General features: G+C 47.5%; 4 protein-coding genes, 3 tRNA genes and 5 rRNA genes. 8 read left to right on the top strand and 4 right to left on the bottom strand.

All coding sequences use genetic code 11. The features are described 5' to 3' along the window. The first annotated feature begins 158 nt into the window (after window positions 1-158). The 8 genes from QUF19_RS16585 (at window position 159) to QUF19_RS16550 (ending at window position 9,036) form a co-directional block, all read left to right on the top strand. A 23S ribosomal RNA gene (locus QUF19_RS16585) occupies window positions 159-3,051 on the top strand. Between the two features lie 97 nt (window positions 3,052-3,148). Then, window positions 3,149-3,264 (top strand): 5S ribosomal RNA (gene rrf, locus QUF19_RS16580). A gap of 424 nt (window positions 3,265-3,688) precedes the next feature. After that, a 16S ribosomal RNA gene (locus QUF19_RS16575) occupies window positions 3,689-5,243 on the top strand. Between the two features lie 68 nt (window positions 5,244-5,311). Then, window positions 5,312-5,388, top strand: a tRNA-Ile gene (locus QUF19_RS16570). Window positions 5,389-5,409: 21 nt separating this feature from the next. Beyond that, a tRNA-Ala gene (locus QUF19_RS16565) sits at window positions 5,410-5,485 on the top strand. A gap of 300 nt (window positions 5,486-5,785) precedes the next feature. Continuing rightward, window positions 5,786-8,679 (top strand): 23S ribosomal RNA (locus QUF19_RS16560). A gap of 97 nt (window positions 8,680-8,776) precedes the next feature. After that, window positions 8,777-8,892, top strand: a 5S ribosomal RNA gene (gene rrf, locus QUF19_RS16555). Together the 16S, 23S and 5S rRNA genes with 3 tRNA genes alongside form the textbook arrangement of a ribosomal RNA operon. Before the next feature lie 67 nt (window positions 8,893-8,959). After that, a tRNA-Asp gene (locus QUF19_RS16550) sits at window positions 8,960-9,036 on the top strand. A 990-nt stretch (window positions 9,037-10,026) separates the two neighbouring features. Here QUF19_RS16550 and QUF19_RS16545 read toward each other — a convergent pair. From QUF19_RS16545 to hemC, 4 genes are read right to left on the bottom strand one after another with little or no spacing between them, the layout of a single operon-like run. Next, on the bottom strand, window positions 10,027-11,208 hold the full coding sequence (locus tag QUF19_RS16545; RefSeq protein WP_286295094.1) for a heme biosynthesis protein HemY: 1,182 nt from the start codon (window positions 11,206-11,208) through the stop codon (window positions 10,027-10,029). Continuing rightward, window positions 11,208-12,434 (bottom strand): uroporphyrinogen-III C-methyltransferase, encoded by a 1,227-nt coding sequence (locus QUF19_RS16540; RefSeq protein ID WP_286295092.1) that lies wholly within the window; start codon window positions 12,432-12,434, stop codon window positions 11,208-11,210. The genes QUF19_RS16545 and QUF19_RS16540 overlap by 1 nt, the downstream gene beginning before the upstream one ends. Window positions 12,435-12,453: 19 nt before the next feature. Beyond that, a complete protein-coding gene (locus tag QUF19_RS16535; protein WP_286295090.1) occupies window positions 12,454-13,182 on the bottom strand; it encodes a uroporphyrinogen-III synthase in 729 nt (242 codons plus the stop codon). Between the two features lie 2 nt (window positions 13,183-13,184). Continuing rightward, window positions 13,185-14,123 carry a hydroxymethylbilane synthase gene (hemC, locus tag QUF19_RS16530; protein ID WP_286295088.1) on the bottom strand — a complete coding sequence of 313 codons (939 nt, stop codon included), beginning with the start codon at window positions 14,121-14,123 and terminating at the stop codon, window positions 13,185-13,187. Between the last annotated feature and the right edge of the window lie 53 nt (window positions 14,124-14,176).

The raw sequence follows: 14,176 nt of genomic DNA, 5'->3' as shown, positions 1-14,176 counted from the left end.
ATTCGAATCAAATTTATTTGATTCACAATTGAGTCCGGCAAACAGTCATCAAGAATTAACCCTTCTTGATGACAACCAAAAACCTTGGTTAGTTGCCATACTAGTTTGTTTTCGCTTTTCAAAAGCGAAAGTAAAACAGAGACCCTTTCGGGTTGTATGGTTAAGTGACTAAGCGTACACGGTGGATGCCTTGGCAGTCAGAGGCGATGAAAGACGTAATAACTTGCGATAAGCCCAGATTAGGTAGTAATAACCTTTTGAGTCTGGGATTTCTGAATGGGGAAACCCACGTGCATAAGCACGTATCCTGTTGTGAATACATAGCAACAGGAGGCAAACCGGGGGAACTGAAACATCTAAGTACCCCGAGGAAGAGAAATCAACCGAGATTCCGAAAGTAGCGGCGAGCGAAATTGGATTAGCCCTTAAGCTTTTAATGATGCAGGTGAAGCCTCTGGAAAGTGGCGCAACAAAGGGTGATAGCCCCGTAACCGACACATCATAATCAGTGAAATCGAGTAGGGCGGGACACGTGATATCCTGTCTGAATATGGGGGGACCATCCTCCAAGGCTAAATACTACTGACTGACCGATAGTGAACCAGTACCGTGAGGGAAAGGCGAAAAGAACCCCTGTGAGGGGAGTGAAATAGAACCTGAAACCGTGTACGTACAAGCAGTAGGAGCACCTTCGTGGTGTGACTGCGTACCTTTTGTATAATGGGTCAGCGACTTAATTTTAGTAGCAAGGTTAACCGTTTAGGGGAGCCGTAGGGAAACCGAGTCTTAACTGGGCGTACAGTTGCTAGGATTAGACCCGAAACCAGGTGATCTAGCCATGGGCAGGTTGAAGGTTGAGTAACATCAACTGGAGGACCGAACCGACTAATGTTGAAAAATTAGCGGATGACTTGTGGCTAGGGGTGAAAGGCCAATCAAACCTGGAGATAGCTGGTTCTCCCCGAAAGCTATTTAGGTAGCGCCTCGGACGAATACTACTGGGGGTAGAGCACTGTTAAGGCTAGGGGGTCATCCCGACTTACCAACCCTTTGCAAACTCCGAATACCAGTAAGTACTATCCGGGAGACACACGGCGGGTGCTAACGTCCGTCGTGGAGAGGGAAACAACCCAGACCGCCAGCTAAGGTCCCAAAGTATAGCTAAGTGGGAAACGATGTGGGAAGGCTCAGACAGCCAGGATGTTGGCTTAGAAGCAGCCATCATTTAAAGAAAGCGTAATAGCTCACTGGTCGAGTCGGCCTGCGCGGAAGATGTAACGGGGCTAAGCTATACACCGAAGCTGCGGCTACGTACCTTAGGGTATGTGGGGTAGGGGAGCGTTCTGTAAGCCGTTGAAGGTGGTCTGTAAGGGCTGCTGGAGGTATCAGAAGTGCGAATGCTGACATGAGTAACGATAAAGGGAGTGAAAAACTCCCTCGCCGGAAGACCAAGGGTTCCTGTCCAACGTTAATCGGGGCAGGGTAAGTCGACTCCTAAGGCGAGGCCGAAAGGCGTAGTCGATGGGAAACGGGTTAATATTCCCGTACTTCTTACAATTGCGATGGGGGGACGGAGAAGGCTAGGTGGGCCTGGCGACGGTTGTCCAGGTTCAAGTACGTAGGCGGAAAGTTTAGGTAAATCCGGACTTTCTTAACGCTGAGATACGATGTCGAGCTACTACGGTAGTGAAGTCATTGATGCCATGCTTCCAGGAAAAGCCTCTAAGCTTCAGATTGTAAGGAATCGTACCCCAAACCGACACAGGTGGTCGGGTAGAGAATACCAAGGCGCTTGAGAGAACTCGGGTGAAGGAACTAGGCAAAATGGTACCGTAACTTCGGGAGAAGGTACGCTCTTATCAGTGAAGTCCCTTGCGGATGGAGCAGACGAGAGTCGCAGATACCAGGTGGCTGCAACTGTTTATTAAAAACACAGCACTGTGCAAAATCGTAAGATGACGTATACGGTGTGACGCCTGCCCGGTGCCGGAAGGTTAATTGATGGGGTTAGACTTCGGTCGAAGCTCTTGATCGAAGCCCCGGTAAACGGCGGCCGTAACTATAACGGTCCTAAGGTAGCGAAATTCCTTGTCGGGTAAGTTCCGACCTGCACGAATGGCGTAATGATGGCCACGCTGTCTCCACCCGAGACTCAGTGAAATTGAAATCGCTGTGAAGATGCAGTGTACCCGCGGCTAGACGGAAAGACCCCGTGAACCTTTACTACAGCTTGGCACTGAACATTGAACCTACATGTGTAGGATAGGTGGGAGACTATGAAACCGCGTCGCTAGATGTGGTGGAGTCGTCCTTGAAATACCACCCTTGTAGTTTTGATGTTCTAACGTTGGTCCCTGAATCGGGATTACGGACAGTGCCTGGTGGGTAGTTTGACTGGGGCGGTCTCCTCCCAAAGAGTAACGGAGGAGCACGAAGGTGGGCTAAACACGGTTGGACATCGTGTGGTTAGTGCAATGGCATAAGCCCGCTTGACTGCGAGAATGACAATTCGAGCAGGTGCGAAAGCAGGTCATAGTGATCCGGTGGTTCTGAATGGAAGGGCCATCGCTCAACGGATAAAAGGTACTCCGGGGATAACAGGCTGATACCGCCCAAGAGTTCATATCGACGGCGGTGTTTGGCACCTCGATGTCGGCTCATCACATCCTGGGGCTGAAGTCGGTCCCAAGGGTATGGCTGTTCGCCATTTAAAGTGGTACGCGAGCTGGGTTTAGAACGTCGTGAGACAGTTCGGTCCCTATCTGCCGTGGGCGTTGGAAAATTGAAAGGGGCTGCTCCTAGTACGAGAGGACCGGAGTGGACGAACCTCTGGTGTTCGGGTTGTCATGCCAATGGCATTGCCCGGTAGCTAAGTTCGGAATCGATAACCGCTGAAAGCATCTAAGCGGGAAGCGAGCCTTGAGATGAGTTTTCCCTGGCACTATAAGTGTCCTAAAGGGTTGTCGTAGACTACGACGTTGATAGGCAGGGTGTGTAAGTGCTGCGAGGCATTGAGCTAACCTGTACTAATTGCCCGTGAGGCTTAACCATACAACACCCAAGGGGTTTTGTGGACTCAGATGTACCAGACCTTGAATGCGTTTGAAGAGAAATACTTTTAGATTAGCTTTCCGAATTTTAAAATTTGCTTGGCGACCATAGCATTGTGGACCCACCTGATTCCATGCCGAACTCAGAAGTGAAACACAATAGCGCCGATGGTAGTGTGGGGCTTCCCCATGTGAGAGTAGGACATCGCCAGGCTCCAAATTTATTTTCACTTTTTTAAAAGTGAAGACAAAAGTTCGACTTTGTCTATTAAATAGACAAGTCACCATAGAGTTCTAAGTTTTCTTAGTATTTTATGTTGACTTTCAAAGTGGAAAGCGTATTATACGCGTCCTGCTTACGTGCTAAGACACTGAAAGCAAAGCTCTTTAACAATTTAAACCTATCAATCTGTGTGGGCACTCGTTGATGAATATCAAAACGTTTTATCCTTTGGATAAAACAGTTACTTCGGTAACAAAATTGATTTCAATGAACTGAGTGACCAATACGAATAACTTCGGTTATTTGGCACAGTCAATTCATTACCATTCTGTTGGAATGGTAATAGCTTTAAAATTACACTCTTTATTTATAAAGAATAGTTTTGAAGTCAGTATTCGTTGAGTCACAAAATCTTAAATTGAAGAGTTTGATCATGGCTCAGATTGAACGCTGGCGGCAGGCCTAACACATGCAAGTCGAGCGGAAACGACATTATTGAATCTTCGGAGGATTTAATGGGCGTCGAGCGGCGGACGGGTGAGTAATGCCTAGGAAATTGCCTTGATGTGGGGGATAACCATTGGAAACGATGGCTAATACCGCATAATGCCTACGGGCCAAAGAGGGGGACCTTCGGGCCTCTCGCGTCAAGATATGCCTAGGTGGGATTAGCTAGTTGGTGAGGTAATGGCTCACCAAGGCGACGATCCCTAGCTGGTCTGAGAGGATGATCAGCCACACTGGAACTGAGACACGGTCCAGACTCCTACGGGAGGCAGCAGTGGGGAATATTGCACAATGGGCGAAAGCCTGATGCAGCCATGCCGCGTGTATGAAGAAGGCCTTCGGGTTGTAAAGTACTTTCAGTTGTGAGGAAGGGTGTGTAGTTAATAGCTGCATATCTTGACGTTAGCAACAGAAGAAGCACCGGCTAACTCCGTGCCAGCAGCCGCGGTAATACGGAGGGTGCGAGCGTTAATCGGAATTACTGGGCGTAAAGCGCATGCAGGTGGTTCATTAAGTCAGATGTGAAAGCCCGGGGCTCAACCTCGGAACTGCATTTGAAACTGGTGAACTAGAGTGCTGTAGAGGGGGGTAGAATTTCAGGTGTAGCGGTGAAATGCGTAGAGATCTGAAGGAATACCAGTGGCGAAGGCGGCCCCCTGGACAGACACTGACACTCAGATGCGAAAGCGTGGGGAGCAAACAGGATTAGATACCCTGGTAGTCCACGCCGTAAACGATGTCTACTTGGAGGTTGTGGCCTTGAGCCGTGGCTTTCGGAGCTAACGCGTTAAGTAGACCGCCTGGGGAGTACGGTCGCAAGATTAAAACTCAAATGAATTGACGGGGGCCCGCACAAGCGGTGGAGCATGTGGTTTAATTCGATGCAACGCGAAGAACCTTACCTACTCTTGACATCCAGAGAAGCCAGCGGAGACGCAGGTGTGCCTTCGGGAGCTCTGAGACAGGTGCTGCATGGCTGTCGTCAGCTCGTGTTGTGAAATGTTGGGTTAAGTCCCGCAACGAGCGCAACCCTTATCCTTGTTTGCCAGCGAGTAATGTCGGGAACTCCAGGGAGACTGCCGGTGATAAACCGGAGGAAGGTGGGGACGACGTCAAGTCATCATGGCCCTTACGAGTAGGGCTACACACGTGCTACAATGGCGCATACAGAGGGCAGCAAGCTAGCGATAGTGAGCGAATCCCAAAAAGTGCGTCGTAGTCCGGATTGGAGTCTGCAACTCGACTCCATGAAGTCGGAATCGCTAGTAATCGTGAATCAGAATGTCACGGTGAATACGTTCCCGGGCCTTGTACACACCGCCCGTCACACCATGGGAGTGGGCTGCAAAAGAAGTGGGTAGTTTAACCTTTCGGGGAGGACGCTCACCACTTTGTGGTTCATGACTGGGGTGAAGTCGTAACAAGGTAGCCCTAGGGGAACCTGGGGCTGGATCACCTCCTTATACGAAGATACTTACGATGAGTGTCCACACAGATTGATTAGGTTTAGAAAAGTAAAAGAGACGATATTGGGTCTGTAGCTCAGCTGGTTAGAGCGCTCGCCTGATAAGCGGGAGGTCGGTGGTTCGAGTCCACTCAGACCCACCAATATCGACTAGAAACAAAGATGGGGCTATAGCTCAGCTGGGAGAGCGCCTGCCTTGCACGCAGGAGGTCTGCGGTTCGATCCCGCATAGCTCCACCATCTTTAAGTGTTTTTATCTGAAAATATTTAAAAATGGTTTCGAAAGAAATCTAGCTCTTTAACAATTTGGAAAGCTGACTGATTTGATTACTTACGAGTAATTCAAATCAAATTTAAAAGTTCTCAATGTTTATCTTTTATTAGATAAACACAACAAACACATTCAAGTGTCTTGTATTCGAATCAAATTTATTTGATTCACAATTGAGTCCGGCAAACAGTCATTGAGAATTAACCCTTCTTAATGACAACCAAAAACCTTGGTTAGTTGCCATACACTAAGACCCTTTCGGGTTGTATGGTTAAGTGACTAAGCGTACACGGTGGATGCCTTGGCAGTCAGAGGCGATGAAAGACGTAATAACTTGCGATAAGCCCAGATTAGGTAGTAATAACCTTTTGAGTCTGGGATTTCTGAATGGGGAAACCCACGTGCATAAGCACGTATCCTGTTGTGAATACATAGCAACAGGAGGCAAACCGGGGGAACTGAAACATCTAAGTACCCCGAGGAAGAGAAATCAACCGAGATTCCGAAAGTAGCGGCGAGCGAAATTGGATTAGCCCTTAAGCTTTTAATGATGCAGGTGAAGCCTCTGGAAAGTGGCGCAACAAAGGGTGATAGCCCCGTAACCGACACATCATAATCAGTGAAATCGAGTAGGGCGGGACACGTGATATCCTGTCTGAATATGGGGGGACCATCCTCCAAGGCTAAATACTACTGACTGACCGATAGTGAACCAGTACCGTGAGGGAAAGGCGAAAAGAACCCCTGTGAGGGGAGTGAAATAGAACCTGAAACCGTGTACGTACAAGCAGTAGGAGCACCTTCGTGGTGTGACTGCGTACCTTTTGTATAATGGGTCAGCGACTTAATTTTAGTAGCAAGGTTAACCGTTTAGGGGAGCCGTAGGGAAACCGAGTCTTAACTGGGCGTACAGTTGCTAGGATTAGACCCGAAACCAGGTGATCTAGCCATGGGCAGGTTGAAGGTTGAGTAACATCAACTGGAGGACCGAACCGACTAATGTTGAAAAATTAGCGGATGACTTGTGGCTAGGGGTGAAAGGCCAATCAAACCTGGAGATAGCTGGTTCTCCCCGAAAGCTATTTAGGTAGCGCCTCGGACGAATACTACTGGGGGTAGAGCACTGTTAAGGCTAGGGGGTCATCCCGACTTACCAACCCTTTGCAAACTCCGAATACCAGTAAGTACTATCCGGGAGACACACGGCGGGTGCTAACGTCCGTCGTGGAGAGGGAAACAACCCAGACCGCCAGCTAAGGTCCCAAAGTATAGCTAAGTGGGAAACGATGTGGGAAGGCTCAGACAGCCAGGATGTTGGCTTAGAAGCAGCCATCATTTAAAGAAAGCGTAATAGCTCACTGGTCGAGTCGGCCTGCGCGGAAGATGTAACGGGGCTAAGCTATACACCGAAGCTGCGGCTACGTACCTTAGGGTATGTGGGGTAGGGGAGCGTTCTGTAAGCCGTTGAAGGTGGTCTGTAAGGGCTGCTGGAGGTATCAGAAGTGCGAATGCTGACATGAGTAACGATAAAGGGAGTGAAAAACTCCCTCGCCGGAAGACCAAGGGTTCCTGTCCAACGTTAATCGGGGCAGGGTAAGTCGACTCCTAAGGCGAGGCCGAAAGGCGTAGTCGATGGGAAACGGGTTAATATTCCCGTACTTCTTACAATTGCGATGGGGGGACGGAGAAGGCTAGGTGGGCCTGGCGACGGTTGTCCAGGTTCAAGTATGTAGGCGGAAAGTTTAGGTAAATCCGGACTTTCTTTAACGCTGAGATACGATGTCGAGCTACTACGGTAGTGAAGTCATTGATGCCATGCTTCCAGGAAAAGCCTCTAAGCTTCAGATTGTAAGGAATCGTACCCCAAACCGACACAGGTGGTCGGGTAGAGAATACCAAGGCGCTTGAGAGAACTCGGGTGAAGGAACTAGGCAAAATGGTACCGTAACTTCGGGAGAAGGTACGCTCTTATCAGTGAAGTCCCTTGCGGATGGAGCAGACGAGAGTCGCAGATACCAGGTGGCTGCAACTGTTTATTAAAAACACAGCACTGTGCAAAATCGTAAGATGACGTATACGGTGTGACGCCTGCCCGGTGCCGGAAGGTTAATTGATGGGGTTAGACTTCGGTCGAAGCTCTTGATCGAAGCCCCGGTAAACGGCGGCCGTAACTATAACGGTCCTAAGGTAGCGAAATTCCTTGTCGGGTAAGTTCCGACCTGCACGAATGGCGTAATGATGGCCACGCTGTCTCCACCCGAGACTCAGTGAAATTGAAATCGCTGTGAAGATGCAGTGTACCCGCGGCTAGACGGAAAGACCCCGTGAACCTTTACTACAGCTTGGCACTGAACATTGAACCTACATGTGTAGGATAGGTGGGAGACTATGAAACCGCGTCGCTAGATGTGGTGGAGTCGTCCTTGAAATACCACCCTTGTAGTTTTGATGTTCTAACGTTGGTCCCTGAATCGGGATTACGGACAGTGCCTGGTGGGTAGTTTGACTGGGGCGGTCTCCTCCCAAAGAGTAACGGAGGAGCACGAAGGTGGGCTAAACACGGTTGGACATCGTGTGGTTAGTGCAATGGCATAAGCCCGCTTGACTGCGAGAATGACAATTCGAGCAGGTGCGAAAGCAGGTCATAGTGATCCGGTGGTTCTGAATGGAAGGGCCATCGCTCAACGGATAAAAGGTACTCCGGGGATAACAGGCTGATACCGCCCAAGAGTTCATATCGACGGCGGTGTTTGGCACCTCGATGTCGGCTCATCACATCCTGGGGCTGAAGTCGGTCCCAAGGGTATGGCTGTTCGCCATTTAAAGTGGTACGCGAGCTGGGTTTAGAACGTCGTGAGACAGTTCGGTCCCTATCTGCCGTGGGCGTTGGAAAATTGAAAGGGGCTGCTCCTAGTACGAGAGGACCGGAGTGGACGAACCTCTGGTGTTCGGGTTGTCATGCCAATGGCATTGCCCGGTAGCTAAGTTCGGAATCGATAACCGCTGAAAGCATCTAAGCGGGAAGCGAGCCTTGAGATGAGTTTTCCCTGGCACTATAAGTGTCCTAAAGGGTTGTCGTAGACTACGACGTTGATAGGCAGGGTGTGTAAGTGCTGCGAGGCATTGAGCTAACCTGTACTAATTGCCCGTGAGGCTTAACCATACAACACCCAAGGGGTTTTGTGGACTCAGATGTACCAGACCTTGAATGCGTTTGAAGAGAAATACTTTTAGATTAGCTTTCCGAATTTTAAAATTTGCTTGGCGACCATAGCATTGTGGACCCACCTGATTCCATGCCGAACTCAGAAGTGAAACACAATAGCGCCGATGGTAGTGTGGGGCTTCCCCATGTGAGAGTAGGACATCGCCAGGCTTTAAATTAAATCTTTAGGTTGACCGACCTGGAGATATGGACACTCACTTAGTGAGTTGACCACTGCGGAGTGGTAGTTCAGTTGGTTAGAATACCGGCCTGTCACGCCGGGGGTCGCGGGTTCGAGTCCCGTCCACTCCGCCACTTATCAGAAAGCCTAGTCTTACGACTAGGCTTTCGTCGTTTCTGGGGTATAGGTTTTAAGTCTTGGCTACAACTTTCGTAAAGTTGTTCATCCCAAATAACCCCCGAATCAACCATTGATTTGAAAGCTCTGCTAGGAATAGCAGGGCTTTTTACGTTTCTAGGCTGTCCCGTCCTGAAATGTGTTTACAGATTGAACCCCTTTGTGAGCATTCCAAATAAACTATACGTTAAGCGTACTCTGCGTCATGACTAATCCTCGCTTTAAACTGGGAGGCTTTGTTGTATCTCAGCATTGGTTTCATCTAGAGTTTGAAGTCCGCAGTGATACATCCCCCTTCTTTAGTCTTGAAGCAGTAAATTAGTTACAAAGATAGTTCGGGCTTACAAAATCCATAGCTTTGAGGCGTATTGCTGGGATGTGGGTTTTTCACCTAGTAACTACAATAGCTAAGCCCACTCTAATATCGATCCCACTTCGATTAGGTGACAACTACCGCGAAACGTTTTCTTTTTCTTCGCTACAACCCTCTAGCTACCTGTTCCTCATTCCTTCAATAACTTATACATAGGTTTCAGCCAACTCTAATGGCTTCTACAGTGCTTTTTTCAGAATTGACTAAGCTAGTCTTCGCATTGATCTAAAGTGTCTCTCTGTGTTTTTGGGGAGACCTTGTGAGTGATTTCATGGTGATTTAACTTTGCGACTTAAAATCAGTACTTATAGAGCGTTAATGATATTTGAAAGGCAATGAGCAATATGTATTCGTTGTAGGTAGTTAAGAGCTAGGTAGGTTTGATTAGGAATGGACTGTTATGTTGATGAAGCTTCGATCAACCTAGGTTGGAGGATTTGAAGGCTATTAGAAGGGTGACTATTGTTCTTTCTCCTAAGTGTTTTGACTATCGGTACTTCGGAAGTTATCTAGGGCAAACTGCAGACATAAAAAAGCCGATGCTTGGCACCGGCTTCATTTTAGATGTATTAGATTAAGCTGGCTGAACTAGAGCGAGTGCCTTACGAGAAACTTCATGGGCTGCTTTGGTTAAGTTCTGTTTCTCTAGTGCATCAGACAAGTATCCGTAGTCTGAAACGTTTGAGCGAAGTGCTAGTGCTTTTTCAAAGTGACTTTGCGCTTCTGCCCACTTCTGTTCTTTTAGGTAGAACTGAGCTAATGCGCTGTGTGCCTCGGCATTGCCACCGTCTTTACTGATAGCACGTTCTAGCATTACTACTACAGGGTGGTGATCGGCAAGATTTAACTCAGGAAGCAACATGTAGAGTTCATTTGAACCACTCTTCGCGATGTTCTCTTTAATCACTGTGAAGGCTTCTGAATCAGCTTTACGAGCGATCAGTTGCTTCACAAAACAGGAAACAAGGTGAGAGCTTTGTTTCTGCTTCCTGGAAAGCTTGTTCCAATGGCTGATTAAACCTTCGCTACCTTGCTGTTGTGCCACATCGTGAAGCAAGCCACATTGTGCTTTTTGTTCTAACTCAACTTGCTCTTCAGCTGTAAGAAGCTTGTTCTTAGCCAATTTAGGAGTTAGCTCTAACAATGGCTGCCACAGCTTAAGTTGCATGTAAGTAGCTTTTAGCAGGCCAAGTACAGCGGTGTTATTCGGGTACGAACCTTTCAATGTTGAAAGTGTATCGAAAGCCGCTTCGTAGTTCGATTCACTGATCTGTTGTTTAGCCTTGGTTAACTCAACGGCAAGTAATGAGTTGTCTTGCTGGCTAGCGAGCTCGATGTATTTGTCACGCTCACCAGTATTACCTTGTTCGTGTGCCGCTTGAGAAGCGACTAAATAACAAAGCAGCGGCATGTCGTGGTGGTTAGCCCAACGAGTTACCTTCTTCTCTGCGCCTTTCCAGTCACCTTCAAGAAGTTTGATGATTCCTTCATTGGTATAGCGACGAGAGCGTTTCAGTTTACGAACACTGAACCAGTTCCAAGTGGTTGAACTTGCGTAAATAAGCTTTTTAAATAGGTATTCTAAGCCGAACAAAGCCGCTAGAACTGCAATCACAAAAATAACTAGAGTTGTCACACTCATCTCAATCGTTTTATTAGCAATTGAGATTAGGACATAACCCTGCTGGCCTGAGAACTGGGTACCAACAACGAGTCCAGCACCTAGAACGAGAAAAAGAAAAATCCAACGAATCATTATTTTTCCTCCGTGGTCATAACGGTTACTTCACGACGTAGGCGTTCACGAATCACGTCAGACAACTCATTTTGAGACTCAAGTTTTACAGGATATTTCACAGAAATATTCTGCTCGCTCAGCTGCTTAATTGCCTTCTCAAACTCAATCACTGAGTTGTTATCTTGGTTTAGGTACGACTTCGACCACTCGTTAGCTGTTTGCAGTGCGGCACTGTAGATATCGCCTTGCTCTTTGTAGACGGCGCGAATGGCTGTCTCTAGTTTGCCTTTGATATTTTCACGCAGGTAGAAGTGCTGCTCTGGTGATAATAAAGGAATGACTTCTCCATCACGACTGCGGAAGGTGATGAAGTTTTCGGAGAAGTCTTTCATCGACGTCATCAGGTTGTTCTGCCAATCATTGATGTCTTGCGATACGGCTTTTTTCTCTACAACTGCAGCTTCTGGGAGAATCGCATTGGCAAGCGGTAGAGTATCGACTTGTTGTTGTAGGCTTGTGATACGAAGAACTAAGCCATCACGGTCGATCAGAGGGATAGTGCGAAGCTTAGTAATGTCATTGGTCATGGATTGACGCAGAGATACTAAGCTTGGGTCATTCAGTGCGGCGATACGTTGATCGGCGCTTTCCATTAGTTTGGTTGCACTAACGGCATCATGCTCGAGGAACAGTTTACGACCAGCAAGTTTCACAAGGTAATCGGCTTCAGCAAGCAACCAGTCATTCGGTCGACGGCCTTTAACGTCAGCAACCGCTAACTGTAGGCTTTGAATGCTCTTCTGTTGTTGAGATTGTACAACCTGAGTTTTCTCCACTGCGTGCGACGCTTCTTGGATAGTCTCTTGTTTGATGGTTTGTAGGTCTTTATTTACTGCAGATTGGGTATTTTGCAGTTGTGCTTGAAGATCTGCGATTTGAGCTGAGTACTCAGCGCTCTTTTGCTGCATTTGAAACGCGATGCCGCCGCTGAAAATAATAGAAATAGCGATCGCAATAGCGCCTAGTTTGACACCGCGCTTACCTTGCTTTTCCGCTTTCTCTATTTGCTCTTTATGTTCAGCTTGAGGTTGTTCATTTTTAGCGGTATTTGACGCAGAAGCATCAAATTTTTGTTCAGGCTGTTTTGTCTCTGTAGATTCAGCTTTTTCGTTTTCAACAACTACTGGCTGAGTGTCTTGTTTCTGTTCAGGTTCAATATGCTCATTATTTTTTTTGCTTGTCATGCTTATTTCCTGTTTCTAGCTAAGGCCGGAGAGCAGCCAGTAATATTTGGTTCGTAGCACTTTGAGTATTGGTCACGTTTGAGAAACCGAGCTGTTGTGCTCGCTCTGCTATGCGTTGGCTTGGGACAAATAGTTGTCTTGTTGAAAGCCAAGCCAAATACTCATCAGGGATAATTGAGCAGAGATACTCCAATTGCTCCTGACTAGTGATGACAACTTTGGACGTGTTTTTGTTTATCCATGTTTGATAGGTATTGTGGTCGCTAATGGGAATATATTCTCTACGATAGGTCTCACAATAAGAGACTTGTGCACCTCGATTGAGTAAAGAATCTCGAATGAGCTCACGCCCACCATTGCCACGCAGTATCAAAATGGATTTATTATCTACGCCATTAAGTTCAGTAAGTTTAAGAAGATGTTCACTATCACTGACTTGAGGATAGTTTACTTTTTGTTTACAGACTTTGCTTAAAACGTGCGCAGTTTTTTGACCAACGCCAAGATAAAGCGGCGAAGTAGGCCAAATAGATGAGGTTTTTGAAAGGAGACTTTGGGCAGCGGTCACAGCATGGTGACTGACTGCAATAATAATATCGCTGTTATTAAGCTGGGAGCTTAAATCCACTGAGTCTGGATTATCAACGATACGAATAAGCGGATGATGGATTGCTTGAATCCCTTCATCCGCTAGTTGTTGGCAAAGCGATTGTCCCTCTGAACCGGGACGAGTCACCAACACGGTCATAATTATTCTTGGTCTGCGTATAGCTTGGTTAAGATTTCTCTCGCACCGTCATCCAGCAGTTGATTTGCCAGAGTAACGCCAAGCGCTTCAGCATCTTTACGAGAGCCAGAGATCTCGCCGCGAACCATTTTAGAACCGTCCGGTTCACCGACAAGAGCACGCAACCAGATGCTGTCACCGTCTAATAGTGAGTAGCTACCAATAGGAACCTGGCAGCCACCTTCCAGAGTTAGGTTCATAGCACGTTCGCACAGCACGCGATCAGCTGTATCTTTATGATTCAATGGTTCAAGAAGCTTAATCAGACGCTCATCATCAAGACGACATTCAATACCAACAGCGCCTTGGCCTACCGCTGGAAGAGACTGTTCTGGCTCGATAAAGCTGCGGATGCGTTCTTCCAATTCTAGACGCTTAAGACCAGCAGCAGCCAGCACGATCGCATCGTATTGACCGTCATCGAGTTTACCTAAACGAGTACCTACATTGCCGCGTAGTTCTTTGATGATTAAATCAGGGCGGTATTCCAGTAACTGACACTGACGGCGTAGGCTACATGTACCTACGACAGCACCTTGTGGTAGCTCATCGATGTTGTTGTAAGTGTTTGATACGAAAGCATCACGAGGATCTTCGCGTTCACAAATCGTCACCAGACCTAAACCTTCAGGGAAGTCGACAGGTACATCTTTCATTGAGTGAACGGCAAGGTCAGCACGACCTTCTAGCATCGCCACTTCGAGTTCTTTAACGAACAGTCCTTTACCACCCACTTTAGCAAGCGGAGTGTCTAAGATGATGTCACCTTTGGTCACCATAGTTACCAACTCAACCTCTAAACCAGGGTGAGCAGCTTGCAGTGCATCCCTTACAAAGTATGCCTGCCAAAGGGCAAGAGGGCTTTTTCTGGTAGCGATACGGATTGGTGCTGAATTTGTCATGGTGTTTCCGATATAGGTTCTGTAATAGCCTAATCCTACCATTGTGAGACGGA

Source organism: Vibrio sp. FE10 (assembly GCF_030297155.1).
Classification (GTDB): Bacteria; Pseudomonadota; Gammaproteobacteria; order Enterobacterales; family Vibrionaceae; genus Vibrio; species Vibrio apostichopi.
The sequence above is the reverse complement of the archived record's forward strand: the minus strand, read 5'-3'. Positions and strand labels throughout refer to the sequence as shown.